The organism is Nocardiopsis listeri, from assembly GCF_020741345.1.
Classification (GTDB): Bacteria; Actinomycetota; Actinomycetes; order Streptosporangiales; family Streptosporangiaceae; genus Nocardiopsis; species Nocardiopsis listeri_A.
This window is the reverse complement of the sequence record NZ_DYZD01000008.1, coordinates 20031-43478: the sequence shown is the minus strand read 5'-3', so window position 1 is coordinate 43478 and position 23448 is coordinate 20031. Positions and strand designations below refer to the sequence as shown.

The window sequence follows — 23448 nt, the reverse complement described above, 5'->3', positions numbered from 1 at the left end:
GTCCTGACCGGTGCCCTGATCGCCCTGGGCGCCGACCGCATGGTCGGCACCCACGTGTTCGACCCGGCGCACGGTGGTGCCATCCTGTGGCAGCACCTGTTCTGGTTCTTCGGTCACCCCGAGGTGTACATCATCGCGTTGCCGTTCTTCGGCATCGTGACCGAGATCCTGCCGGTGTTCAGCCGCAAGCCGATCTTCGGTTACAAGAGCCTGGTCGCGGCGACCATCGCCATCACGGGGCTTTCGGTCACCGTGTGGGCGCACCACATGTTCGCGACCGGCGCGGTGCTGTTGCCGTTCTTCTCGTTCATGTCCTTCCTCATCGCGGTCCCGACCGGTGTGAAGTTCTTCAACTGGGTCGGCACGATGTGGCGGGGGCAGCTCACCTTCGAGACGCCGATGCTGTTCTCGATCGGTTTCCTGGCGACGTTCCTGTTCGGTGGCATCACCGGCGTCATCCTGGCCTCGCCGCCGCTGGACTTCCACGTCACCGACTCCTACTTCGTGGTGGCGCACTTCCACTACGTGGTGTTCGGCACCGTGGTGTTCGCGATGTTCGCGGGCTTCTACTTCTGGTGGCCCAAGTTCACCGGCAAGATGCTCAACGAGAAGCTCGGCAAGTTCCACTTCTGGCTGCTGTTCCTGGGCTTCCACGGCACCTTCCTGGTGCAGCACTGGTTGGGCGTGGCGGGCTTCCCCCGTCGTTACGCCGACTACCTGCCCGATGACGGGTTCACCCAGCTGAACCAGATCTCCTCCATCTCCTCCTTCGTGCTCGCGGCCTCGACGCTGATCTTCTTCTGGAACATCTACGTCACCGCGAAGAAGGCGCCGCTGGTGGAGGTGGACGACCCGTGGGGTTACGGCTGCTCGCTGGAGTGGGCCACGTCCTGCCCGCCGCCCAGGCACAACTTCACGTCGCTGCCGCGGATCCGGTCCGAGCGCCCGGCCTTCGACCTGCACCATCCGTACGTGGCGGCCTCCGCCTGGACCGATCCCGAACGTGCGCGAAAGGACTGAGGAACCAGGCCGGGCGCGGCGCGGGAGGAGGAGGGGTCGATCGTGGACATGAGCGCCCACCCGAGGCGAGGGCCGTCCCAGAGAGGCCGCGCCGTCACGGTCTGCGTCCTTTTGCTGTGCATGGTCGCGCTGAACATGATCTGGACCTGGACGGGGGAGACGATGTTCCTCCTCTCGAGCGCGGTCCCGGTCCTGGCCATCGTGGTGCTCTTCGTGTGGGGCCGTGAACACGCCATGTTCGAGGTGATCGGCGGGCCCTGGGACGGAGCCCGGGTGCCCGTCGACACCGTGGGTCCCGATACGGACGTCCTGGTCCTGCACACCCATGGCGGTGGGGGCGCCAGATACGCGGTCGACGGCCATCGCAGCCTCCTCTACCAGGGGCAGACGCCGGGCCCGGACTGAGCCCCGCACGTTCCCAGAGCGCGGAAAAATACCGGTCAAGGCTCACGGGATGTCGCTCGGGGAGGGACTGTGGGGGCGGTCGTCCGGGTAGTCGAGCGACCATGAGACTCGGTGAACGCATCCGCAAGATCGAACGCGAGGATCGTCTCGACCCGATGGTCGCCCGTCTGAAGGGCCTCGCCGGACGGCTGCCCTCGGGAACCGTGCGCGACGTCCTGAACGGCGTCCCACTGGGGCACCCGCTCCACCCGATCCTGATCCACCTGCCCATGGGCACGTGGACGGCCGCCGTCCTGCTGGACCTGCTGCCGGGGGACCACCGCCGCGAAGCCCGCGCCCTGGTCGACATCGGTCTGTTGACCGTCTCACCCGCCGTGCTCAGTGGGCTGGCCGACTGGGCTCAGCAGCACGAGCGCCAGCAGCGGGTGGGGGTGGTGCACGCGGCCGTCAACGGGGTGGGGACGTTGCTGTTCGGCGCCTCCTCCCTGGCGCGTGCCCGTGGAAGGTGGGGCCGGGGCAGGACGCTGGCCCTGGCCGGCCTCGGCGCCATCGGTCTCGGTGGCGCGTTGGGCGGGCACATCGCCTACCACCGCGCGGGCGGGGCCAACAGCGCCGACCACCTCGTCGATCTGGTGCCCGAGGGGTGGCACGACCTGGGGCCGTTGGAGCGGTTCCCTGAGGGAGACCCGGCCGGCGACGACATCGAGGGCGTTCCGGTGGTGGTGGCCCGCACGGAAGGTTCGGTGTCGGTGCTGGTGGGCACCTGCCCGCACATGGGAGCGCCCCTGGCCGAAGGGGAGCTGACCGACGGGTGCGTGCGCTGCCCCTGGCACGGGAGTGAGTTCCGACTCGATGGTGGAACGGTCGTCCACGGGCCCGCGACCGCCCCGGTGGAACCCCTGGAGACGTCGATCGTGGAAGGCCGGCTGTGGGTCAGACTCACCCCCACCTGACACGGAGACACCCTGCCGGAGGGGAGATGTTCCAAAAGCATCTGACGAGAACGCTGCGCCGCGCCTACCGCAGGCGCGGCTTCGAGCGGGAGACCCTGCTCTTCGTCCTCAAGTCCGCGATCGCCTCCGTCGTCGCCTACGCGGTGGGTGTCCTGTTGGGGGAGGAGTCCCAGCTGGGATTCGCGCTCTTCGCGGCGCTGTTGGTGGTCCGGCCCACCGTGTACGGGTCGGTGTTGAACTCCGGCCGTTACGTGGTGGCCGTGTTCCTCGGCGCGCTGTTGGCCGGGGCCATCGGTCTCACGGTGGGAACGCACCTGTGGTCGCTGGCCCTGGCCATCGTGGTGGCGTTGCTGGTGGGCCAGTTGAGGTACTTCGGCGGCCAGGGTGGTCAGATCGCGGTGATCGCCGGTTTCGCCCTGGCGAGCGGGGCGGCGACCGACGTCGAGGACCTGGGGTCGCTGCTGCTCATGGTCTGTGTCGGTTCGGTGAGCGCCCTGATCGTCAACACCCTCATGGCTCCGGCCATTCGTTTCAGGGACGCCGAGAACGCCGTGCTGGACTTCGCGGACGGGTTGTCCTCGCTCAGCGGCGACGTCGCCGAAGGGCTGCGTGGCGGGGAGGAGGGGCTGGACCTGGACCGTTGGGACCAGGCCTCCGAAAGGCTCGACGACACCGCGCGCAACGCCCTTGAGACGGTCCGCCGCCAGGAGGACCGTTTCCGGTTGAATCCCAGGCGCCTGATGAGGCGAGGGGGCGTACCGGTCGGGCGGCTCAGGACCTACCGGAACTGGATCTACGCCCTGAGCCGCGCCTCCCAGCACATGATGTCCCTGGTGCGGACCCTGCGGGAGGCCCTGGGCTCCGGCACCCGCTCTCCCGCGCCCGACGACCCCTTCCTCCAAGAACTGGCACTGGTGATGGAACGGGTCTCGCGGGCCTTCGCGCTCGTTCGGGACGCGGAGGAACCGGAGAACCACGTCCCCTCCGACGCGCTGAAGGCCCTGGTGACGGAGGCCCTGGACCAGGTGGTGGAGCAACGTGAACGCATGCTCCGCTCCTGGGACGACGAGCGGTGGCCGATCCAGGGTGCCCTGCTCACCGATGCCGAGCGACTCCTGGAGGAGATCGACCAGGGACAGGAGAACAGCAGCCGTGCCGTCGGCTGACCGGGCCACGAACCACGGCCGGACTCCGGACCCCTGAGCGCGGGCACGACGCGGCCCTCCTCAGCGCGCCCCGCGCAGCCGGGGCAGGACCTCCTCGGAGTAGAACCCGAAGAAGCCGTCCTGATCGTCCCCGACCTGGCACACGTACACCTCGTCCGCCCCCGCCTCCAGGTAGGTCTCGATCGCGGCCACGTGCCGCTCGGGGTCCGGACCACAGGTGACCTCCTCGGCGACCATCTCCGGGGTCACCAACCCCTGGGTGAGCTGTTCGAAGTGGCGGGGCGAGGGCAGCACCTGCGGGGCCTCACCGGACAACGCCTCGTTGGGCCAGCGTTCGTAGGCGGTGCGCACCGCGTCCTGTTCGTTCGGCGCCCAGCAGACCTTGAGCCCGCCCTGGACGGGTTTGCCCGCGCCGCCCTCCCGCCGGAAACGGTCGATCGTCTCAGGGGCCGGGGCCACCTGGACGAGACCGTCCGCCACACGCGCGGCCAACGCGGTGGCCTTCGGCCCGAAGGCCGACATGAGGATCGGCGGAGGCTCCTCGGGAAGGGTGTACAGGCGCGCGGTGTCCACGGTGTAGAACTCGCCGTGGTGGCTCACCGTCCGCCCGGACCAGAGCTCGCGCATGACCTCGATGGCCTCCTCCAACATCGCGAGCCGCCGGGCCGCGTGCGGCCAGGGATCGCCGAGGATGTGCTCGTTGAGCGCCTCTCCGGTACCCACACCGAGGCCGAAGCCGCCGCGTGTCATGGCCGCGGAGGTCGCCGCGGCCTGGGCCACGATGGCCGGATGGATCCGGGTGGTCGGACAGGTGACGGCGGTGGCCACCGGCAGGGAGGTGACCTGCCCGATCGCCCCGACCACCGACCACACGAACGAGCTCTGCCCCTGGGAGCCGAGCCAGGGGTGGAAGTGGTCGGAGATCCACAGGGCGTCGAAGCCGGCGTCTTCCGCGGCCCTGGCCTGGCGTACCAACTCCTGAGGGCCGTGTTCCTCGGTCGCGAGGAAGTATCCGAACCGTGTCATGGTGTCCTCCCGGTCTGGACGGGTCGTCGACGAGGGAGAAGGGGGCGGTCCTGGCCGCGAGTGCCGCCGCGGAGGCCGTAGCGGGTCGGCTACCCGGAACCCTGGCCGGGAAAACGGTGGCCCGACCTGCGCACTGTTACCGGCACGGTCGCCCCCACCTTCATCGGAAGGCAAACGGCGCACCGGTGTACGTATGGGACGGGTGGGGCACGGGTAGGCGCGCCAGTACAGAGGACATCCCCTCACGTCCCCCGATCGACATCGACGAACGAAGGGCGGTGCGAGGACGTGAAGAACGTGTTCGTGATGGGTCTGGACGAACGCAACCGGGAACTGCTGGCGAGGACACCGACCGGTCGGGACTGCCGGTTCCACCAGCTCCTGGGGATCGAGGAACTGCAACGAGGCGAGATCGACATCGAGGAGACCCTCGCCGCGGCCCGGGCCGTGCTCGACGGGTTCGACGGCACGGTGGACGCCATCATCGGCTACCGCGACTTTCCGATCACCCTGCTCGTGCCGATCCTGTGTGCCGAGCGCGGGCTGCCCGCAGCGGACCTGGAGGCGGTGGTCAGATGTGAGCACAAGTACTGGAGCCGGTTCCTGCAGGCGCAGGTGACCCAAGCCCATCCGCCCTTCTCCCTGGTCGACCTGGACGCGGACACCCCCGAACACGGCCTGGACTACCCCCTGTGGCTCAAGCCCATCAAGTCCGCCTCCTCCGAACTGGCCTACCGAGTGGAGGACGACCAGGGTTTCGAGACGGCGGCGGCCCGCATTCGGCGAAGCGTCGACAGGATCGGTCGCCCCTTCGAGAGCGTCCTGGAACGGGTGGAGCTGCCCCCGGAGGTCGCGGCGGCGGGACGACACCACTGCCTGGCCGAGGGCGCCCTGCACGGGTTCCAGACCGCAGCCGAGGGTTACGTCCACAACGGTGACGTCAACGTGTACGCGGTTCTGGACTCGGTGGACTTCCCCGGTAACCCGTCCTTCCTGCGTCACCAGTACCCCTCCAGCCTTCCCGAGAAGGTCCAGGAACACATCAGGGACATCTCCGTGCGCGTCATCGAACGACACGGTCTGGACCACTCGACCTTCAGCGTCGAGTTCTTCTACGACCTGCTCCAGGACGACCTCGGCATCGTGGAGATCAACCCCCGCCTCTCCCAGAGCCACTCCGCCCTCTTCGAACTCGTGGACGGCGTGTCCAACCACGAACGCATGCTCTGCCTGGCACTGAACGAGGACCCCGCGCGCGCCGACGGTTTCAAGGGAGAGTTCTCCTTCGCCGCGGAGTGGTACCACCGACGCTTCCGGGACGGACTGGTCACCCGGGTGCCCACCACCGAGGAGGTGGAGGCCCTGGAGAAGGAACTGTCGGGTGTGAGGGTCCGCATCGTTCCGAGCGTGGGCCAACGCCTCTCCGAGATGCTCGCCCAGGACAGCTACAGCTTCGAGTTGGCCAAGATCATCATCGGTGGTGCGAGCGAGCTGGAGATGCAGGCCAAGTACGAACGCTGTGTGAAGGGCCTGCGGTTCGAGTTCGAGGACGACGAGGGCGGCCACAAACGGGTCGAGGGCGTCACCGGCAACTGAGGGAGGTGCGTATGCGTCTGGTGGAGGATCTGCCGTGTGAGATCCGGATCGAGGACCACTTCTGGATACCCATGTCGGACGGGGTACGTCTGGCGGGGCGACTGTGGCGACCACGGTCGGCGGAGCGGGAGCCCGTACCGGCGGTACTGGAGTACATCCCCTACCGCAAGCGTGACCTGACGGCGGTGCGCGACTCCATGCACCACCCCTACATCGCGGGGCACGGCTACGCGTGCGTACGTGTCGACCTGCGGGGCACGGGCGATTCCGAGGGCGTGCTCATCGACGAGTACCTGGAGCGCGAACAGCAGGACGCCGAGGAGGTCCTGGCCTGGTTGGCCGAGCAGCCCTGGTGCGACGGCAACACCGCGATGATGGGACTGTCCTGGGGCGGGTTCTCCGCACTCCAGGTCGCCGCCAGACGCCCCGAGAGCCTGCGGACCATCGCCATCAGCTCCTTCACCGACGACCGGTACGCCGACGACTTCCACTACATGGGCGGCTGCCTGCTCTCGGACAACCTGGCCGAGTCCGGAACCACCTTCGCCTACGGCACCTGCCCACCCGACCCGGAGATCGTCGGCCCGGCCTGGCGGCGCATGTGGCTGGAGAGGCTGGAGGCCAACGGCCCCTGGGTCGTCGAGTGGCTCCGCCACCAGCGCCGCGACGGCTACTGGAGGCACGCCTCCGTCAGCGAGGACTACAGCCGGATCCGGTGCCCGGTCCTGGCCTCCAGTGGTTGGGCGGACGGCTACTCCAACGCGGTCATGCGACTCATGGAGAACCTCGACACCCCGGTCAAGGGCCTGGTGGGCCCCTGGTCCCACCGCTACCCGCACATGGGGGTCCCCGGACCGGCCATCGGCTACCTCCAGGAGGTGGTGCGCTGGCTCGACCGATGGACCAAGGGGGAGGACAACGGGGTCGAAAAGGAGACCGGACTCTGGCTCTGGATGCAGGAGAGCGTCCCGCCCTCCACCTCCTACGAGGAACGCCCCGGACGTTGGATCCACGAACCCCACTGGCCGTCCGACCGTGTCGAACACCGCTCCCTGACGCTGTCGGAGAACCGGCTCGGCGTCCACGGGGAACAGGGCAGCACCGCGGAACAGAGCATCCTCTCGCCCCTGTCGGTGGGGCAGTTCGCCGGCAAGTGGGCCTCCTACAGCGCACCGCCGGACCTGCCCTACGACCAACGAGAGGAGGACGGAGGCTCCCTGGTCTACGACACCGAACCCCTGGAGGAGCGGGTCGAGATCCTGGGGCCCGTCCAGGTCGTCCTCGAACTCTCGGTAACCGAACCGGTCGCCATGGTCGCGGCGCGTCTGTGCGACGTGGCACCCGACGGCAGCGCCACCCGGGTGACCTACGGTCTGCTCAACCTGACCCACCGCAACGGGCACCAGCGCCCCGAACCCCTGGTGCCGGGGGAGACCTACCGTGTGGAGCTCACCATGAACGGTGTCGCCCAGGCCTTTCCGCCCGGCCACCGCATACGACTGTCGCTGTCCACCTCCTACTGGCCGCTGGCCTGGCCACCACCGCGGCCGGCACTGATGTCGGTCCATCCCGAGAACAGCGCCCTCGTCCTGCCGGTGCGAAAGGAGGTTCCGGAGGAGGACTCGCACGAGGAGGTGTTCGGCCCACCCGAGGCCACACCCGCGATTCGCACCAGGCGCACCCGCGAGGGCGAGCACGACTGGTCGGTGCACCGTGACCTGGTGGACAACCGGTTCACCTTGCGGATCGTCAAGGACGGAGGCGTCCTGCACCTGGAGGAGGTCGACCTCGACGTCACCCGCAAGGCACACGAGACCTACGAGGCGGTGGGGGACGACTTCACGGCGGTGTGCGGCCGAACGGCGTGGACGATGTGCTTCTCCCGGGGGGACTGGCACACCAGGACGGAGACCTACACGGCCCTGGAGTGCACCGAGGAGGAGTTCCGTGTGCACGCCACCCTCGACGCCTACGAGTCCGGGGAACGGATCTTCTCCCGGCAATGGACCGAGAGCCTGCCCCGTGACCACGTGTGACCACATGGCCGGACGAGACCACACGAGCGCGCATGCCGGTGACGGCGAACCAGGAAGAGCCTCGACCCATGCAGAACGAGTCGCACCACAAAGCGAACGGCACGAACCCCGGGGAGACCCTGGGGGCCTTGTCGTCGGTCCTGTTGCCCGTCGTCGCGCGCGGCGCCGTCGTGCGCCGCCCCGTCGGAGAGGCCCTGGCCACGGCCACCGGCGGCGACCGCAGACTCATATCGACACTGCGCGCGCTCCGCGAACGGCACGGCGACGACCCGCTGCCCCTGAGCTACACGGGCCGACGCATCGCCCTGGTCCTGGCGGCAGAGGACGTGCGCGTGCTCCTGCGCGGCACACCGGACCCGTTCTCTCCCGTAGGAGCGGAGAAGCGCGGCGCGCTCGCCCACTTCCAACCACACGGAGCCCTGGTCTTCGCGCAGGAGGACCGGCCCCGACGTCGAGAGGCCAACGAGCAGGCCCTGGCCCTGGGCCGAACCATCCACCCCGAGGCCCGCACCATCGCCGCGCACGCGGACGAAGAGGCACGGGCCCTGGTGGCGGCGCTGCGCAACGCCGGATCGCTGGGTGGTGTCCTGGACTGGGCCAGGTTCTCCCGCACCTTCGACGCGCTCGCGCGCCGGGTGGTCTTCGGGGCGTTCGCGGCGCGGGATCGACGAACCACCGACCTGCTGCGGCGCCTACGGGCCCGCGCCAACCGGTCGTACCTGTCGCCGGTGGACCGGCGCACCAGAGGTTCGTTCCTGGACCGGGTGCGTGCCGACGTCGACCGCGCCGACCCCGACGCCCTGGCCGCACGTCCGGGCCGGCCGTGCTCTGAGGAACGTCCGGAGGACCAGGCCGCCCACTGGCTCTTCGCCTTCGACTCGGCGGCCATCGCGACCTTCCGCGCCCTGGCCCTGTTGACGTCCCAGGGGACCACGGCCGAGACCGCCCGCGTGGAAGGTCTCACCCAGGACGGCCTGGACCTGCCGCTGCTGCGGGCGACCCTGCGCGAATCCGTCCGGCTGTGGCCGACCACGCTGATGGTGATCCGGGAGAGCCTGCGCGAGACCACCTGGCGTGAGCGGACCATCGAACCGGGCACGGCGTTCCTGGTGATGAGCGGCTACTTCCACCGGGATGCCAGCCGTCTGCCCTACGCCGACTCCTTCGAACCGGCCATCTGGGCGGACGGACGCGCCGAACGTGAACCCGCCATCCTGCCCTTCGGCTACGGTCCGGCGGGATGTCCGGGGCGTGACCTGGTTCCGATGACCGTCTCCTTCTTCTTGCGAGCGCTGCTACGGGGCGGTCCGCTGCACCGGGTGGACGAGGCACCGCCACTGCGTCGGCACGAGCTGCCCGCCTCCCTCGACCACTTCACCCTGCGTTTCTCCTACCAAGGCACGGCACAAGGAGGTATCGACCTATGAGCGTGGTCGGACAGATGCTGTACGCCCATCCCGACGATCCGGAGGGTGTGGGGGAGAAGGTGCGTGCCGTCGTCGAGGCGTGTGGACTCTGCGCCCAGGTGTGCGTGGTGTGCGCGGACGCGTGCATGCGGGAGGAGACGGTGGCCGAGTTGGTCTCCTGCGCTCGTTCCGACCTGGACTGCGCGGACCTGTGCGAGGCCACGCAGAGGGTGCTCGTGCGCAGGACCGCCGAAGAGGACGGATTCGTCGCGTCGGTCCTGCAAGCCTGCGTGCAGGCGTGCGATCGTTGCGCGCGCGAGTGCGAGGAACACGCCGAACACCACGAACACTGTCGGGTGTGCGCCGAGGCGTGCCGCGCGTGCTCACGGGCCTGTCAGGACCTTCTCGACGCCCTGTGAGACGCCGGAACGGGGCCCGGAGGGGGCCTCCCACCGGGTCCCTCACCAGTGGCGGACCGGTGTGTGGTTGCGGCCGATGAGGAACCACAGCAGCGCCCCGATGACGGGTGCGATGACGACGAAGATCAACCAGACGACCTTCATCCCGAAACCGATCCGCGAGAAGAGGACGCTGAACACCGCGGCGACGACCAGCACGACCACCGCCAGAGCGACGGCCAGGAACACCCCCGCGAATCCGAGGCCGAAGAGGGTCTCGGTGGAGGCCTCGGCCAGAAGGTTCTCCAGGGTCATGATCATTGCCTCTCTGCTTCGGGAAAGCGGTCGATTCCGTGACCGCCGGGGACGTTGTCCACGCTAGAAGCGCCGCACCCGCCTCCACATCCACCGCCGGGACGTTCCCGCCTGTGCCTTCGGCCGCGCGGTTTCGACGTGCGGTGTCGCCATGGTCGATGCGCGGTACCGACTTTCGTCGGGGGTACGGACGCCCGGGTCCGGTGAGGCCTGATCTCCTCTTCGAGGATCAGCCGGACCCGGACGGTTCGGGGACGGCCGCCGACACCAGCAACTCCACCCCCTCGTCCTCGACGGACGCCGACAGCGAGGCCGTCGTACGCGGGAACTGCGCCGGATCGATCCTGGACATCGCCCGGGTGAAGCCCTCCGTGACCGGATTGGACGGCCAGAGCAACAGGCGCCCGTGCACCCACTCGGTGGCGAACATGGTCAGGGCGGCGGCCCGCTCGGGCGTGTGCCCGACGACCTCGACGAAGAACCCCAGGAGGGCTTCGTTCAGGGCCAACGCGTGCGGGCCGATCACCCGCTGGGAGGCCAACAGCGCCACGTGCCCGGGGGAGTCGTGGAAGACGGCCAACAGGTGGTGCAGGAAACGGCGCAGCGCCTCCCGCGGGGCAAACGAGCGCAACAGGGTCAGGTCGAGCCGACCGAGGAAGTCGTCGCCGAGCCGGTTGCGCAGATCCGCCATGTCGTCGAAGTAGGTGTACAGCACGGTCGGTGTCACGTCGGCTCGACGCGCCACCGACCTGAGACTGAGCCCCCCGGGCCCGCCCGACCTCAGGACGTGCTCGGCCGCCACCAGGAGATCCTCGGCGCTGATGTCCCCCCGAGGGCCACGTCTGCGTCGTTGTTCCGTCATCGCGCCATGCTAACGTCCCTATTTGTGCAGCGAACAAATCAGCGGCCGCTGCGAGCGGCCGGTCTGTTCACCCTCCTGGTCCTGTTCTCGATCGCCCTGATCTGCGGCGCCTTCCTCCTCCTCGACGTACCGATCCCCGAGTGGTTCGTCATCGTCGGCCGTTGGCTGCCGGCGCTCGTCTCCCTGTTGGTGCTCCGCCTGGTGCCCCTCGAAGGCGGACTCCCGACGTGGTGGTCCCTACGCCCCGGCGGATGGCGCCGTCTCCTGGGCGGTGGCGCCACAGCGGTGGCCGTGCTGGTCGCCGTCTACGCACTGAGCGTGCTGCCCGTGGTCGCCCTGGGAGCGGCCGAACCACAACCATGGCCCGCCCTGGCACAGGTCGCGGTCCTGTTGATCCCGGCCGTGCTGTTGTTCTCCCTGAGCACCCTGGGGGAGGAGGCCGCGTGGCGGGGTTTCCTGCAGCGTGCCCTGGACTCCTGGGGGTTTTGGCGCTCGGCCGCGGTGGTCTCCGCGGTGTGGGTGCTCTTCCACGTGCCCCTGCACGGAACCATGGCAGTCCAGGGAGTCCTGCCCTGGGACATCGCGCTGGTCTCCACCGTGGGACTGTTTCCGCTGGGCCTGTATCTGAGCGCCGTCGTGGCCAGGTTCGGCAGCGTGTGGCCCGCGGTCTTCGCCCACGCCCTGCCGTTCTCGGCCCTGAACCTGCTGACCGACGTCGACGGCCTGGAGCCGGCGACCCTGTGGCTGTTGACCGGAATCACCGCGGTGCCGCTGTTGGGCGCCGCCGCCCTGTTCGCGCCCCGGAGCGCCGGGTCGCGCTGACGCACCCTGCTCGTACGGGATCGTGCCGAAGGAACAGAACGGGCCTCCGCCATCACCCGAGCAAGGAGAGGAGCCCTTCATGGTCCGGAATCGGGCTCCACAACCTCCTCGAGAGGTCGACTCGCATCGGTGTGGAGGTGCCCGGTGGTGTGAGGTCGTTGTTCGAGATCCCAACGAGCCGCCGGCACGGGGTTGATGGCGTGTTCCGGCCCCGGGCCGCGTCCGGGGCGGCCAAGCCCACCAGGCCCTGGCCGCCGGTGCCTCCTATGTGGATGGCGACCTGGTGGCGTTCCGTCCCTTCGACCAGGCCGGGTGACCGCGACAGCGAACATGTCCCTTGCGGGGTCGGGGACGCTCGGCCACCGGGGCCGATCAGGGAACCGTGGTGAACAGCTCGGCGAGCATGCCGGCGCCCTCGGCCGGGGCTCGAACCTCCAAGCCGAGGACGGGTCCGTCGAGGTGGAGGCGGAAGTCGAAGAAGGGGCAGCACTGCTGCTCGGTCGCGGCCAGGGCGGCGATCTCACTGGTCCGTTCAGAGGGCAGGAGCAGTCGCACACCGTCCTCGATCTCCTCACGGCGGGCTCCCGACAGCAGCCGCCGCCACTGCCCGGCCCGCTCGGGGACGCTCTCGCCCAGGGAGCAGGCCACCGCCTGTGTGCGCCACCGCTCAGCCCCAGCCCCGAGACCGCCTGAGGAAGGTGGCCGCGCGCCGGACGTGGTGCGACCAGGGGAGAGGAGGGAGCACTGCGCGTCACAGCGATGGTCGCGCTCGGGAAGCACATCAAGGTGTTCCAGAGCCCCGTGCAGTACGGCGGTGAACGCCGACAATTCGACTGCTCGGTTCTCGGCGTCCGCGATTCGGGCAGCGATGCGGGGACGCAGGTCGGCCTTCACTTCCCGGCAGGCTCCCGATTCCCACACTCTCAGCAGTTCGCCGATCTCCCCCAACGGCAGCCCCAGATGCTTGGCCGCTGCGATGAACGCCAAACGCTGCACGGCATCCTCACCGTAGAGGCGGTAGCCGGCGGGGGAGCGGTCGGCGGGTAAAAGCCCTGCGCTCTCGTAGAACCGCAAAGTGGTGGCCGGCACGCCGGAACGCTCGGTGAGCTGGGAAATACGCATCATATCCATACCACGACCGTAAACCTTCGATATGACTCGAAGGTCAAATTGGGCAGCGTCCTTCCGGTGCACGCGCGATCAATAGCAGCCGCGTGGGTGTGGCATTCATGGAACGCCTCCTGGCCGCAGGAGAGGAAGGCCCGGTGCACGGCCTTGTCGGAATAACGAGTTGGTGCGTGATAGCGGGTGGGACATGGTGGTCCCGTCCGTGGTGCTTGTCAGATGTTCGGGGTCCGGTCGCAGACCAATCCCGGTGATGGCGCGGTGGGTCGCCGGGAGGTTCTCCCGTCGGTGGGCCCGGCGCATCGGTTGCTTCCAGGTTTTGTGGTCGGCCAAGGCGTTCTCGACGGTGATCCGACCTGAGGAATGCGCGTGGCGGTGGCACTTCCACCGTTCGTGGAACTCGGGCAGAGCGCTCTTGTTCGGCTTGCGCGGCGGGGTGAGGGCCTGATGGGGGTGGTCGCGCCGCAGACCGAGGTACCCCTCGTCCAGTAGCACCTTCACCAGCGAGGTGAGCCAGGGATGGGCCAGGAGCGCACGATTGACCTTGATCGTCACGACCAGAGCATGCCACGACCCGCTGTGAAGCCTTACCCGCTATCACGCACCAACTCGCTACCCCGCCTTCCCCGGTGGTTGACCGAACCATGTCGTCAAAGAGTGGACATCGGCGAACCATTGAACACGGGATCGGCGTTCACGAGACTTGCCCAGGCACGCTGTTGAGCTCCTGATGGCAGCCCTTGGAAGGCGGAACCGTTGTTCCCCCTCCCCGGAGAACGGCGCACGTACCGGCGCGGACCCACTCGCCCCTCCGGTCCGTCGTGTCGGTGAGCGGAAAAAGCCACAGGTCGAAAGCACGGGTGTCTTCTGGGGCGGTCGCCGGACACGCCCTTGGAGGAGCGAGAGAACGAGCCCCTGGAGCCGCACATGAGCGCATCGCGATCACCGCGTAAACGTTGGTGGGATTCGCAGGACATGCGGGTCACCGCAGCCGAGGGGCAGGCCTGGGACCTCTACGACTCCGTCTACCGGCACACCGAGTTCGACGCGGGCGCCCTCCAGGCGTACCGCTCCGAGCGACTGGCCGAGCTGCGCGAGCGGGCCCGCTCGACGGCCGCCTACCGTGAGGTCGACGACGAGTGGCCGCGCACCGCGACGGTGACCCGCAAGTCGGACTTCGTCCGGCGGATGGAGGACTATCGCACCGGTGAGGTCGATCCTCTCGACGTCATTCGCGTGCGCACCTCCGGAACGACCGGCCGGCCCGCGGTGTTCGAGCACTCCGAAGAGCACCTGGTACACGCCGCCGCGAGCAGGCTGCGGACGTTCGACGCCTATGGCATCGGCGTCTCCGACCGCATTCTGCGGATCTCCGGCAACCCCTCACACCCCCTCGTGGACTTCCCCGGCAAGGCCGGGGGAGGGAGCATGATCCGCCTGAACGCCGGCCGCATCGACCGGGAGAACGCGGAGTACGTCTCGCGGTTGCTGCGCGACTACGCGGCCCCGGTCCTGTGGGCCCAGCCCATGGAACTGTTGCTGTTCGCGGGCAAACTACGCGAGCACCTGTCGGCTTTCCCCGCCCCTTCGCGGGTGCTGTCGCACGGTGACTCCCTCGACGAGGGGACACGCCGGGTCTGCGCCGAGATCTTCCAGGAACGTCCGATGGACCTGTACGGGCTCCAGGAGTTCGGGATGATCGCCTGGGAGTGCCCGGAGGCCGCGGGCACCTACCACGTCAACGACGAAAAGGTCGTGGTGGAGACAGACCACGACGGAGCGCTGCTCATCACCAACCTGGTCAACCGGGCCTCGGTCATGGCGCGCTACCGCCCCGAGGACCGAGGAACCCTCCTGTCGGAGCGGTGCCCCTGCGGCCGGGTCCTGTCCCGGATATCGGGGCTGGCCGGCAGACAGCGATCGTTCATCGCCACCGACGACGGCCGTTTCGTCAACGTCAAACAGGTCGAGCTGTACCTGGATTCGCTGCCGCTCTCCCGGTGGCGGGTCCTGCAGGCCCGGGCCGGAGAGCTGGACGTCCTCTGCACCCCGGAGACGGAGCTCCCCCTCCAGCAGAAGGAGGAGATGTCCGAACGGATCGCCCGCGTCGCCGGTCAGCGGCGGGTGGGGGTGCGAGTGGTCCCGCTGGCCGAGATGATGACGGCCGCGGGCAAGTCTCCCCGGTTCGAACTCTTCGCCACCCAGGCCTGGCTCGCACGGAGGGTGGGTGAGGACCATGACGGTGCCCTCTCCGGAGCCTGAACCCCGGTTTGTGCCGTCCTTCGGCGGGGCTGCGCCCGTGGAGACCGCGTCCTCGGTTTCCCTGGTGTCGCTGGGCGCGCCCGTGCTCAGAACGGTCTGTGAGCCCACCGCACACGTGGTGCGGGACGAGCTGGAGGACCTGGCGGACCGCCTCACCGCCGTCCTCCTCGACCGCGACGCCCTGGGGGTGGCCGCTCCGCAGATCGGCGCATCGATCCGGATGGTCGTCCTCAACGCCGCCCACATGTGCCAGATCGCCGACCGGGTGGGGCACCGGGACGCCGTGATCCACCTCGACCCCTCGTGGGAGGCCGTGGCCGCGGAGGAACACGGTGTGCCCGAGTACGCGGCGGACTTCGAGGGTTGCCTCAGCGTGCCGCGTATATCCGGGGTCGTCGAACGCAGCCGGTACGTCCGTTACCGGGCGACCACACCGGAGGGTTCACGGGTGGACTGGTTCCTGCGCGGGCGCGCGGCCCGTGTCGTCCAACACGAGGTCGACCACCTCGACGGTGTGCTCATCGTGGACAGGGCACCCGGCCGCAGCCTGTGCACCTTTGGTTCCGTTGACCGCTTCTACCGCGGTGACGCGGGGGTCGCGGCCCGTGAGCTGGTGTTTTGATTGATCCCTACCACCCGCGGGTCACTGAGACCGTCCCCCGGGGCGGTGTTCCTGGTGTCCGCCCTGGTCAATTCGTGTGGCATGGGCATGTTCATGGCCGTTTCGATGATCCACTACACCGTGGGTCTGGGCCTGCCCATGGCCCAGGTCGGCCTGGTCATGTCCGTGTCCGTCGGGGTGAGCCTGGTCTGCGTCGTCCCGGTGTCGAGCCTGGCGGACCGGGTCGGTCCCCTTACCGCCCTCATCGCGCTGAACGCCTGGCAGGCGTGCGCGTTCGTGATCCTCATGGGTGTCGACGGCATCTTGGGGCTGGCGGTGGTGGCCACGATGACCGCGGTGGGTGGACGTGCCATCCCACCGATCAACCAGGCGGTGGTGGCGGCCGTCCTCGGCCGTGAGGAACGTGTGTTGGTGATGGCCCGTGTGCGGGCCGCCCGCAACGCGGGCATGGCCGTCGGGAGCGGGATGACCGCCCTGGCCCTGGCCTTTCTCGGGGAGGGCGGGGCCGTTCTGTTGATCGGCACCTGCGCTTTCACCTACCTGGTCAACTGTGCCGGGCTGTGGTGGATCAGAAGGTCGCATGATGTCTCCGCCACCGGGGGCCGGCAACGCAAGGCCCCTCCGGCGTTCCGGGACCCGGGGTACCTGACCCTCACCGCCCTCAACGGTCTGCTCGCCTTCCACATGACGGGCCTGGTCGTGGCCCTGCCCCTGTGGGCGCTGTCCCAGGGTGTGGAGCCCGAGATCACGGCGCTCTTCCTCGGGCTGAACACGGTACTGGTCGTAGGCCTCCAGGTCCGGCTCGGCCGCGGGATCGAGGGAGTGCCCCGGGCCGCCTCCGCGGTGGTGTGGGCGGCGGTGGCTCTGTCCTGCTCCTACCTGTTGTTCGGAGGCGCGGCCTGGACCTCCTCCTGGTGGACCGTCGTCCTGTTGTGCGCCGGGGTCGTGCTGCTGAGTATCGGGGAGATCGGCCAGACCACGTCGGCCTGGGTGGTCTCCTACGACCTCGCCCCGGAGGACGCCAGGTCCTCCTACCTGGCCGCCTTCTCCCTGGGCACCACGGGCCAGCAGTTGCTCGGCCCCCTCGCCTACACCTTCCTGATCATCCCGCTCGGGTTCTGGGCGTGGGTCGTGCTGGCGGCCACCACCCTGGCGGCGGCGTTCGCCTATCGGGGCTTGGCACTGCGCACGGCCAGGAGGAAGACCTCCCAGAACCCCGATCCGAACCAAGCGAAAGGATGACGAAGACATGGGATCCTTCCCTTCTCCCGAGCCGTATGAGACGGCCGAGCCCCGTACCGGTATCGGCTTCGGTCTGCACCACGTGCAATTGGCCATCCCGCCGGGCAGCGAGAACGACTGCCGGACCTTCTACCTGGGTGACCTCGGGTTCACGGAGGTGGAGAAGCCCCCGGTCCTGGCCGCCCGCGGCGGGTTGTGGGTACGCGCGGATTCCCTGGAGATCCACCTGGGAGTGGAGCAGGACTTCCGGCCCGCCCGCAAGGCTCACCCGGGAATCCTGGTCCGCGAGCTCGACGCCCTCGGCCGGCGACTGGACGAGAGGGGCCACGCCGTGACCTGGGACGACAAATTTCCCGGATACCGGCGTTTCTACGTCTTCGACAACGTGGGGAACCGTCTTGAGTTCATGTCCCGCGGTTGAGGCGTCACCGCTACCGGAACAGAGGAGGCGATGATGATCCGACTGCGGGACGTGGTGCACACCTCGGACGGGGACGGGGCTCGCGGCGTTGTACTCCGCGGCGCCGACCTACAGGTGGACGAGGGCGTGACCTCTGTGATCAGGACCTTCGGCGCCGACGCGCGCCGGGCGGTGGTCGACCTGCTGCTGACGCGCCGCGCGCCCAGCTACGGGGAGGTGGACGTGGTGCGTCCGGTCATCGGGCCGGTGCGGCTCCCCGAGGGGACGCCGCCCAGCACGATCGTGATCGACGCCGAGGCGCGGCCGGGCACACAGGCCAGGCGCCCCGGTGACACCGTGGTGGTGGTCACCGAGGGGACGGAGGCCCCGGGTGTGCCGACAGGGGCTCCCAGGTGGGAGCTGCGGGGCGGTCGGTTCGTTCCTGGCGGGAGCCTGGCCGACGATCCCGGCGCTTTCGGCGCGCAACCCGCCGTTGCCGCCCCCAACGCCGACGTCGGTTCCGGACGTTTCAGCCCCGAACGCCTGCACGAGGCCGTGTACGCGACCCTGACCGGGCACCTGGTCGCACCGGGCATAGCGGACGAGGTCGCACGGGTGCTGGTCGACGCCGAGGTGCGCGGTCACCGCTCCCACGGGGTCGCCCTGTTGCCCACCTACCTGCGCAGGATGCGTGAGGGGGGTATTCGTCCCGGAGCCGGCCCGGAGCGGACCGACCACGGTCCCACCCGAGCCTCCTTCGACGCCGGTGGAGGTTTCGGACAGCCTGCGGCCTTCGAGGCCGCGGAGTGGTGCGCCCGCACCGCCGCCGCCCACGGGGTGGCGGTGGCCAACGTCCACTCCAACAACCACGTGGGCATGCTTGCCGCCTACCGCGGACCCTTCCAACGGCACGGGGTGGTCGGGCTGATCCTCAACATCTCCGGCCCGTCCGTGGCACCGCCCGGCGCCGCTCGGCCGACCCTTGGCAGCAACGCCGTCTGCCTGGTCACTCCGGTCTCCAAGGGAGCGTACGACGAACCGTTCTGCATCGACTACGCCACCGGCGTGGTGGCGGCCGGGAAGATCCGCGACGCCGGAAATCGGGGCGCGGACGTCCCACCGGACTGGCTGACCGGACCGGACGGGAAACCGGCCACCGACCCCTCCCTGCTGGACCAGGGCGGGTCCATCCCGGTCTTCGGCGGCCACAAGGGCCTGTGCACCACCCTCATCGTGGAGATCCTCGCCGGAGCCCTGGCCGGGAACACGGTCAGCCCCAACGTCGCCAAACAACGCAAGGAACCGGGCCGCGTCATGGGATGCTCCCAGCTCTTCCTGGGTTTGTCCGCCGACACCTTCGGAGCGGACACCGGTGCGGCTGTGGCCTCGCTCGAGGAAGCCGTCCTGCGGGGCCACGACGGGGCGGTGCCGGACGGCCACTGGTTCCCCGACCAGATGGAGCGGGCCCACGAGGCCGCCGTCCGCGAGGAGGGGATCCTGGTCCCCGACCAGGTGCTGGGGGAGCTGGGTTGGCACACGCCCCCCGAAACGGCGGTGGCCGGGGCGTGAGTACGCGATCCCCGCGGGTCGGGGGTGCTCCGGGGTGGCCGCTGGTCCTGTACTTCCACCATGTGCACCCCCGGGTCGACCACTACACGGCACTGACCGAGGACGCGTTCCGACGTGCCCTGGAGACGGTGCTGACCCACTTCGGTCCCGCACTGGACCCGGCCCTGGTGGGACCGAGGATCGCACCGCCCGACGCCCCGACCGTGCTGTTCACGTTCGACGACGGGTACCGGGACAACCTGACCCGGGCCGCGCCCCTGCTCGCGGAGTTCGGGGTCGGCGCCGCGCTGTTCTGCGTCACCGACAGGATCGACGAGGCCTCCTCGCTCACCGATGGGGTACGTGCCCGCCTGGCCCCGCGCCGGACCTACCTCGACTGGGCGGAGACGGCCCGCATGGTCGGTCTGGGGCACACCCTGGGCGCCCACACGCGCACGCATCCCCACCTGACCGAGCTCACCCGCGCCCAGGCCGAGCGGGAGGTGGCCGGTTCCTTCGATCGGATCACGGCGGTGCTCGGCCGGTACCCCCGCTCCTTCGCCTATCCCTACGGGGAGGTCGCCCACAGCTCCGTGCTGCCCGACTCCGTCCTCGGCTTCGGAACCGTCAAATCCCCCGCACGCCCCTGGGACAGCGCCCCGCACGAGATCCGGCGGACCTACCTCCCCACCGACCTGCCGGAGACCTGGGTCTCCCTCGCCGAGGATTGGAAACGCCAATGGTACGGATAACAGTGATCGTTGCGAGCAAGGACCGCGAGGAGGACCTGGCCCGCTGCCTCTCCGGCCTGGCGGAGTCCGCCCACGAACTGGACCCGTGCGTGGGCCGGCTCGTCGAGGCCGTCGTCGTGGACGACGGCTCATCCTCCCCCTACCCTGACGCTTTGCCCGTCACCGTCGGGGCGCCCGTGCGGGTGCTCCGCAACGAGATCGCGGTGGGCGCCTCCCGCAGCAGGGACATCGCCGCCGCGCAGGCCCGGGGGGAGGTGCTGGCCTTCCTCGACGACGACGCCGTACCGCGCGGTGACTGGTTGACGGTCATCGCCGAGAACATGCGCGACGGCGCCGTCGCCATCACCGGCCGGGTGCTCCCCTTCGACCTCGGACTGCTCTCCCGTGCCCGCCAGGCGAGGTACGACCTTCGGTACGCGAACCTGAGCCCGGGCGATCCGGTCGACTTCTTCGCCGGAGGCAACAGCGCGGTAAAGACCGATGACTTCACCGGTGCCGGGGGTTTCGGCTCGACCGGCAGCGGAAGTGACAACGCCCTGGTGGACAAGCTCCGCGAACGGGCGCACGAGGTCCGTTTCGAGCCTTCCCTCGTCATCGCCCACCGGAACGGCAAGGGCTGGGGCCCCGCGATCACCGCGGCCTGGGGCGCGGGCCGGACGGCGGGACGGTCCGGGGACCGCCGTCGGATCCTGGGCCGCATCAGGTCCAGCTGTGTGGGGGCGGACCCCCTGGTGCGCATGGCCAACACGGCCCTGGGCACCGTGCACGCACTCGGTGCCGCCTTCGCCCGGTCCGGACCCGGTACGAGTCCCGTCACGAACGGAACGGACCACCGCACGCAGCACAGGACAGGAGACGCCCATGGACTTGCGACCACCCCCCTCCAACACTCGTGACTCCAACGCTCCGACGACCCTGAAGATCGGGGTGATAGGGCTGCTCGGTTCGAGCGGGCGTCAGCACGCCGAGGTCCTCGACGGGTCCGACGGCGCCACCCTCCTGGCCGGAACGGACATGAGGGCGTCTGCCGCGCCGGGCGGCACCCCGCAGGACGGGCCCGAACTCCGGTCGTTGCGCGGGCTCCTCGACGACCCCTCCGTCAACGCCGTGGCGTTGTGCGTGCCCCCGGGTGAACGCGGCTCCCTCGCCCACCAGATCCTGGACGCGGGCCGACACCTGGTGGTGGAGAAACCCGTGGCACGGACCCTAGAGGAGTTCGACACCCTGGTCGGGCACGCCGAGGCCTCCTCGCTCACGGTCGCGGTGATGCTCCAGCACCGGCACGCCTTGCCCGAGGCCGTGTTCGAGAACGACTTCGGACCCGCCCGGGCGGAACTGATCATTTCCCGGCCCCGCCCTCCCGAGCACTACCGGAACGGTTGGCGAGCGGACCCCGCCACCTCCTGGGGCGGGGTGGTCACCCACCTCGGCATCCACTACCTCGATCTGGCCTGCCTCCTTCTGGGGACCCCCCGTTCGGTGAGAGTGGAGGAGGCCCGGTACGCGGCACCGGGAGTGGAGACCACCCTGTCCGCGAGAGTGGAGTTCGAGGACGGTCACCGCTTGCGCGCACTCATCACCAGCGACGCCGAGCACCGGATGGAGCGCCTCACCCTCCTGGGGCGACAGGACTGGCTGGAGGTGTGCGACGGGTCGGTCCGAGGAAGGATCGGGGGGAGTGATGTGCGGTCCGAACGGCGACCCGTACACGAGCTGCGTTCCCTGGTCTACCGCGAGTTCGCCGGCGCGGTACTGAACGGGCGCCCACTGGGCCTGTCGTCGATGCGGCGGGCCAGGGACACCACCGCCCTGTTGGAGATGCTTCGCGACGTCATCGAGACCGGGGGAACACCATGAGCCCTCCGTGCTCCGTCCACATCGGGGTCAGTACCGGTTCCTTGCCACGGGCCCGCGCCCCGGAACTCGTCGCCCACACCAGGAAGTCTCATTTGACCTGCGTCGACGTCCGGGTGGGGAAGGGGCACCGCTGGGAGGGCGACGGGATCGGCCTGGGATTGGACACCGTTGCCGAGAGCGGGCTGCACACGGCTTTCGTCGGCCTGGGCGCCCACCTGGGTGACGGCACCCCCAAGGACGACGTTCCCCGGGAGATCGGCGAACGGAACCTGCCGGTCAAGGTCTTCTGTGTGGAGGACCCGGACGGCCCGGAGGTCGAGGCCGACCTCGCACGGCTCCGTTCCACGGCCCCGGAGGTGTGGGTCGAGACCCATGCCGGGGGACCACCGATCCCCCGTCTCCTGGACCTGTGCGAGGAGCTGGGACTCGGACTGGTCGTGGACACGCTGGGGTTGTTCCGATCGCCCGGGGGGCGGCGCGCCCCGGATCGGCGTCTCGCCTCCTTCACACGGGCGATCCAGGTCAAGGGGTTCGACGGGACCACCCACCGGCACCGCCCCCTGGACGAACACGACCTAGAACCCTTGTACGAGCTGTACGCCGCAGGTTGTACCGCCCCTTGGGTGACCGTGGAGTCCCGGGCCGGGGCACTGGAGGACGACGCGCGGACCCTGAAACGGTTCCTGCGGTCGACGGTCGGCGCGCGTATCGCCCAGAGCACGGAGGTGCCGGTGCAGGGGCAACGGGAAGGGGACACGGTATGAGACTGGCCGTCATCGGCGACGAGATCTCCCAGGACCCGGCGGTGGTGGCGGACCTCGCCGTCCGGCACGGGTTCCCGGGGGTGGAGATACGTTCGGCGTGGGGCCGCGCACCTCACCTGATGAGCGACGGACGGCTGCGCGAGGTGGCGCGGGTGCTGCGTGGGCAAGGCCGTGAGGTCGCCGGTTTCGCCTCCCCCGTCTTCAAACACGCCCTGCCCGTCACCGACCGGGAGTTCGAGGAGGCTTCCCGGCTGTTGCACGAGTGCCTGCGGCGCGCGGAACTGATCGGGGCGCCCACCATGCGGATCTTCGCCTTCTACCGGGAGGGCGACCCGGACCCTGTCGCCGCCGGCCACGCGGCCCGCAGGCTCCTGGACGGGGTTTTTCCACGGGTACTCCTGGTGGTGGAGACCGGCACCAGGACCAACACCCCCTCCGTCCGGCACCTGCTGGAGTTTCTAGAGGTACTGGACCGCCCCGACATCGGGGTGTTGTGGGACCCGGGCAACAGTGTGTTCAGCGGGTGGGGACCCTCCCCCTTCCCCGGAGAGTACGAAGCGGTGCGCGGCCTGATCCGGCACGTCCACGTCAAGGACCCCGCCGGCCAGGACTCCTATGTGAGGCTGGGGGAGGGCGACCTCGCCTGGGCCGAGATCCTGGGTCGGCTGGCCGAGGACGGCTTCGAGGGCTACGTCAGCCTGGAGACCCACTGGCGGACCGACCGCATCCTGACCGCCGGAGAACGTGACGAGCCTTGGGGCGAGGGCTTTTCCACCGGTGGTGTCGAGGCCAGTGCGGTGTGCATGGAGCTCCTCTCGGAGTGGTACCACCGCGCCACGGCGACGACCACGGACGGTGCGGGGAGGTGACG

23 protein-coding genes are annotated in these 23448 nt (G+C 69.4%); 19 read left to right on the top strand and 4 right to left on the bottom strand.

Annotated elements, in window-relative coordinates; translation table 11 throughout:
- The 4 genes from K8V84_RS00450 to K8V84_RS00435 form a co-directional block, all read left to right on the top strand.
- The coding region (locus K8V84_RS00450; RefSeq protein ID WP_304069145.1) for a cbb3-type cytochrome c oxidase subunit I at window positions 1-1020 on the top strand (1020 nt) is incomplete at its 5' end.
- A gap of 48 nt (window positions 1021-1068) precedes the next feature.
- A complete protein-coding gene (locus K8V84_RS00445; RefSeq protein WP_304069144.1) occupies window positions 1069-1425 on the top strand; it encodes a hypothetical protein in 357 nt (118 codons plus the stop codon).
- A 101-nt stretch (window positions 1426-1526) separates the two neighbouring features.
- Window positions 1527-2378, top strand: coding sequence for a Rieske (2Fe-2S) protein (locus tag K8V84_RS00440; protein WP_304069143.1), 852 nt, complete (start codon window positions 1527-1529; stop codon window positions 2376-2378).
- Window positions 2379-2404: 26 nt separating this feature from the next.
- A complete protein-coding gene (locus K8V84_RS00435; RefSeq protein ID WP_304069142.1) occupies window positions 2405-3544 on the top strand; it encodes an aromatic acid exporter family protein in 1140 nt (379 codons plus the stop codon).
- 60 nt (window positions 3545-3604) lie between these two features.
- On the opposite strand, the gene K8V84_RS00430 is transcribed toward K8V84_RS00435, so the two are convergent.
- Window positions 3605-4570, bottom strand: a complete 966-nt coding sequence (locus K8V84_RS00430) for a TIGR03557 family F420-dependent LLM class oxidoreductase (RefSeq protein WP_304069141.1) — start codon at window positions 4568-4570, stop codon at window positions 3605-3607.
- A gap of 288 nt (window positions 4571-4858) precedes the next feature.
- Between K8V84_RS00430 and K8V84_RS00425 the strand changes: the two genes are divergently transcribed.
- From K8V84_RS00425 to K8V84_RS00410, 4 genes are all read left to right on the top strand, one after another.
- Window positions 4859-6166 (top strand): acetyl-CoA carboxylase biotin carboxylase subunit family protein, encoded by a 1308-nt coding sequence (locus tag K8V84_RS00425; protein WP_304069140.1) that lies wholly within the window; start codon window positions 4859-4861, stop codon window positions 6164-6166.
- Between the two features lie 11 nt (window positions 6167-6177).
- Entirely contained in the window at window positions 6178-8202 is a 2025-nt protein-coding gene (locus K8V84_RS00420; RefSeq protein WP_304069139.1) for a CocE/NonD family hydrolase, read from the top strand.
- A 68-nt stretch (window positions 8203-8270) separates the two neighbouring features.
- Window positions 8271-9629 carry a cytochrome P450 gene (locus tag K8V84_RS00415; protein WP_304069138.1) on the top strand — a complete coding sequence of 453 codons (1359 nt, stop codon included), beginning with the start codon at window positions 8271-8273 and terminating at the stop codon, window positions 9627-9629.
- Window positions 9626-10027 (top strand): four-helix bundle copper-binding protein, encoded by a 402-nt coding sequence (locus K8V84_RS00410; protein ID WP_304069137.1) that lies wholly within the window; start codon window positions 9626-9628, stop codon window positions 10025-10027. Before K8V84_RS00415 ends, K8V84_RS00410 begins: the two co-directional genes overlap by 4 nt.
- 42 nt (window positions 10028-10069) lie before the next feature.
- Here K8V84_RS00410 and K8V84_RS00405 read toward each other — a convergent pair whose 3' ends face one another.
- Together K8V84_RS00405 and K8V84_RS00400 are read right to left on the bottom strand one after the other, a co-directional pair.
- A complete protein-coding gene (locus tag K8V84_RS00405; RefSeq protein WP_304069136.1) occupies window positions 10070-10321 on the bottom strand; it encodes a PLD nuclease N-terminal domain-containing protein in 252 nt (83 codons plus the stop codon).
- A gap of 229 nt (window positions 10322-10550) precedes the next feature.
- A complete protein-coding gene (locus K8V84_RS00400) occupies window positions 10551-11183 on the bottom strand; it encodes a TetR/AcrR family transcriptional regulator (RefSeq protein ID WP_304069135.1) in 633 nt (210 codons plus the stop codon).
- A 24-nt stretch (window positions 11184-11207) separates the two neighbouring features.
- Between K8V84_RS00400 and K8V84_RS00395 the strand changes: the two genes are divergently transcribed.
- Window positions 11208-12005 (top strand): CPBP family intramembrane metalloprotease, encoded by a 798-nt coding sequence (locus K8V84_RS00395; RefSeq protein ID WP_304069134.1) that lies wholly within the window; start codon window positions 11208-11210, stop codon window positions 12003-12005.
- Window positions 12006-12377: 372 nt separating this feature from the next.
- Here the strand turns inward: K8V84_RS00395 and K8V84_RS00390 are convergent, their stop codons facing one another.
- Window positions 12378-13130, bottom strand: coding sequence for a MerR family transcriptional regulator (locus K8V84_RS00390; RefSeq protein WP_304069133.1), 753 nt, complete (start codon window positions 13128-13130; stop codon window positions 12378-12380).
- Window positions 13131-14057: 927 nt separating this feature from the next.
- Here K8V84_RS00390 and K8V84_RS00385 point away from each other — a divergent pair.
- From K8V84_RS00385 to K8V84_RS00340, 10 genes are all read left to right on the top strand, one after another.
- Window positions 14058-15392 (top strand): hypothetical protein, encoded by a 1335-nt coding sequence (locus K8V84_RS00385; protein ID WP_304069132.1) that lies wholly within the window; start codon window positions 14058-14060, stop codon window positions 15390-15392.
- A 37-nt stretch (window positions 15393-15429) separates the two neighbouring features.
- Window positions 15430-16014 carry a peptide deformylase gene (locus K8V84_RS00380; protein WP_304069131.1) on the top strand — a complete coding sequence of 195 codons (585 nt, stop codon included), beginning with the start codon at window positions 15430-15432 and terminating at the stop codon, window positions 16012-16014.
- 54 nt (window positions 16015-16068) lie between these two features.
- Complete coding sequence (locus K8V84_RS00375; protein WP_304069130.1) at window positions 16069-17256, top strand: MFS transporter; 1188 nt, start codon at window positions 16069-16071, stop codon at window positions 17254-17256.
- A gap of 7 nt (window positions 17257-17263) precedes the next feature.
- A complete protein-coding gene (locus K8V84_RS00370; protein WP_304069129.1) occupies window positions 17264-17677 on the top strand; it encodes a glyoxalase in 414 nt (137 codons plus the stop codon).
- A 33-nt stretch (window positions 17678-17710) separates the two neighbouring features.
- Window positions 17711-19225 (top strand): Ldh family oxidoreductase, encoded by a 1515-nt coding sequence (locus K8V84_RS00365; RefSeq protein ID WP_304069128.1) that lies wholly within the window; start codon window positions 17711-17713, stop codon window positions 19223-19225.
- Window positions 19222-19956 (top strand): polysaccharide deacetylase family protein, encoded by a 735-nt coding sequence (locus K8V84_RS00360; RefSeq protein ID WP_304069127.1) that lies wholly within the window; start codon window positions 19222-19224, stop codon window positions 19954-19956. Before K8V84_RS00365 ends, K8V84_RS00360 begins: the two co-directional genes overlap by 4 nt.
- A gap of 2 nt (window positions 19957-19958) precedes the next feature.
- Window positions 19959-20852 carry a glycosyltransferase family 2 protein gene (locus K8V84_RS00355; RefSeq protein WP_304069126.1) on the top strand — a complete coding sequence of 298 codons (894 nt, stop codon included), beginning with the start codon at window positions 19959-19961 and terminating at the stop codon, window positions 20850-20852.
- Complete coding sequence (locus K8V84_RS00350) at window positions 20818-21813, top strand: Gfo/Idh/MocA family oxidoreductase (RefSeq protein ID WP_304069125.1); 996 nt, start codon at window positions 20818-20820, stop codon at window positions 21811-21813. Before K8V84_RS00355 ends, K8V84_RS00350 begins: the two co-directional genes overlap by 35 nt.
- 92 nt (window positions 21814-21905) lie before the next feature.
- On the top strand, window positions 21906-22577 hold the full coding sequence (locus tag K8V84_RS00345) for a hypothetical protein (protein ID WP_304069124.1): 672 nt from the start codon (window positions 21906-21908) through the stop codon (window positions 22575-22577).
- Window positions 22574-23446, top strand: a complete 873-nt coding sequence (locus K8V84_RS00340; protein WP_304069123.1) for a sugar phosphate isomerase/epimerase family protein — start codon at window positions 22574-22576, stop codon at window positions 23444-23446. The genes K8V84_RS00345 and K8V84_RS00340 overlap by 4 nt, the downstream gene beginning before the upstream one ends.
- The last annotated feature ends 2 nt before the right edge of the window (window positions 23447-23448 follow it).

Coding starts and splice junctions, on each gene's coding strand:
- K8V84_RS00400 (WP_304069135.1), bottom strand. CDS start 11,183: ATGACGGAACAACGACGCAGACGTGGCCCTCGGGGGGACATCAGCGCC.
- K8V84_RS00415 (WP_304069138.1), top strand. CDS start 8,271: ATGCAGAACGAGTCGCACCACAAAGCGAACGGCACGAACCCCGGGGAG.
- K8V84_RS00390 (WP_304069133.1), bottom strand. CDS start 13,130: ATGATGCGTATTTCCCAGCTCACCGAGCGTTCCGGCGTGCCGGCCACC.
- K8V84_RS00410 (WP_304069137.1), top strand. CDS start 9,626: ATGAGCGTGGTCGGACAGATGCTGTACGCCCATCCCGACGATCCGGAG.
- K8V84_RS00365 (WP_304069128.1), top strand. CDS start 17,711: ATGATCCGACTGCGGGACGTGGTGCACACCTCGGACGGGGACGGGGCT.
- K8V84_RS00430 (WP_304069141.1), bottom strand. CDS start 4,570: ATGACACGGTTCGGATACTTCCTCGCGACCGAGGAACACGGCCCTCAG.
- K8V84_RS00420 (WP_304069139.1), top strand. CDS start 6,178: ATGCGTCTGGTGGAGGATCTGCCGTGTGAGATCCGGATCGAGGACCAC.
- K8V84_RS00340 (WP_304069123.1), top strand. CDS start 22,574: ATGAGACTGGCCGTCATCGGCGACGAGATCTCCCAGGACCCGGCGGTG.
- K8V84_RS00440 (WP_304069143.1), top strand. CDS start 1,527: ATGAGACTCGGTGAACGCATCCGCAAGATCGAACGCGAGGATCGTCTC.
- K8V84_RS00370 (WP_304069129.1), top strand. CDS start 17,264: ATGGGATCCTTCCCTTCTCCCGAGCCGTATGAGACGGCCGAGCCCCGT.
- K8V84_RS00385 (WP_304069132.1), top strand. CDS start 14,058: ATGAGCGCATCGCGATCACCGCGTAAACGTTGGTGGGATTCGCAGGAC.
- K8V84_RS00445 (WP_304069144.1), top strand. CDS start 1,069: ATGAGCGCCCACCCGAGGCGAGGGCCGTCCCAGAGAGGCCGCGCCGTC.
- K8V84_RS00435 (WP_304069142.1), top strand. CDS start 2,405: ATGTTCCAAAAGCATCTGACGAGAACGCTGCGCCGCGCCTACCGCAGG.
- K8V84_RS00405 (WP_304069136.1), bottom strand. CDS start 10,321: ATGACCCTGGAGAACCTTCTGGCCGAGGCCTCCACCGAGACCCTCTTC.
- K8V84_RS00350 (WP_304069125.1), top strand. CDS start 20,818: ATGGACTTGCGACCACCCCCCTCCAACACTCGTGACTCCAACGCTCCG.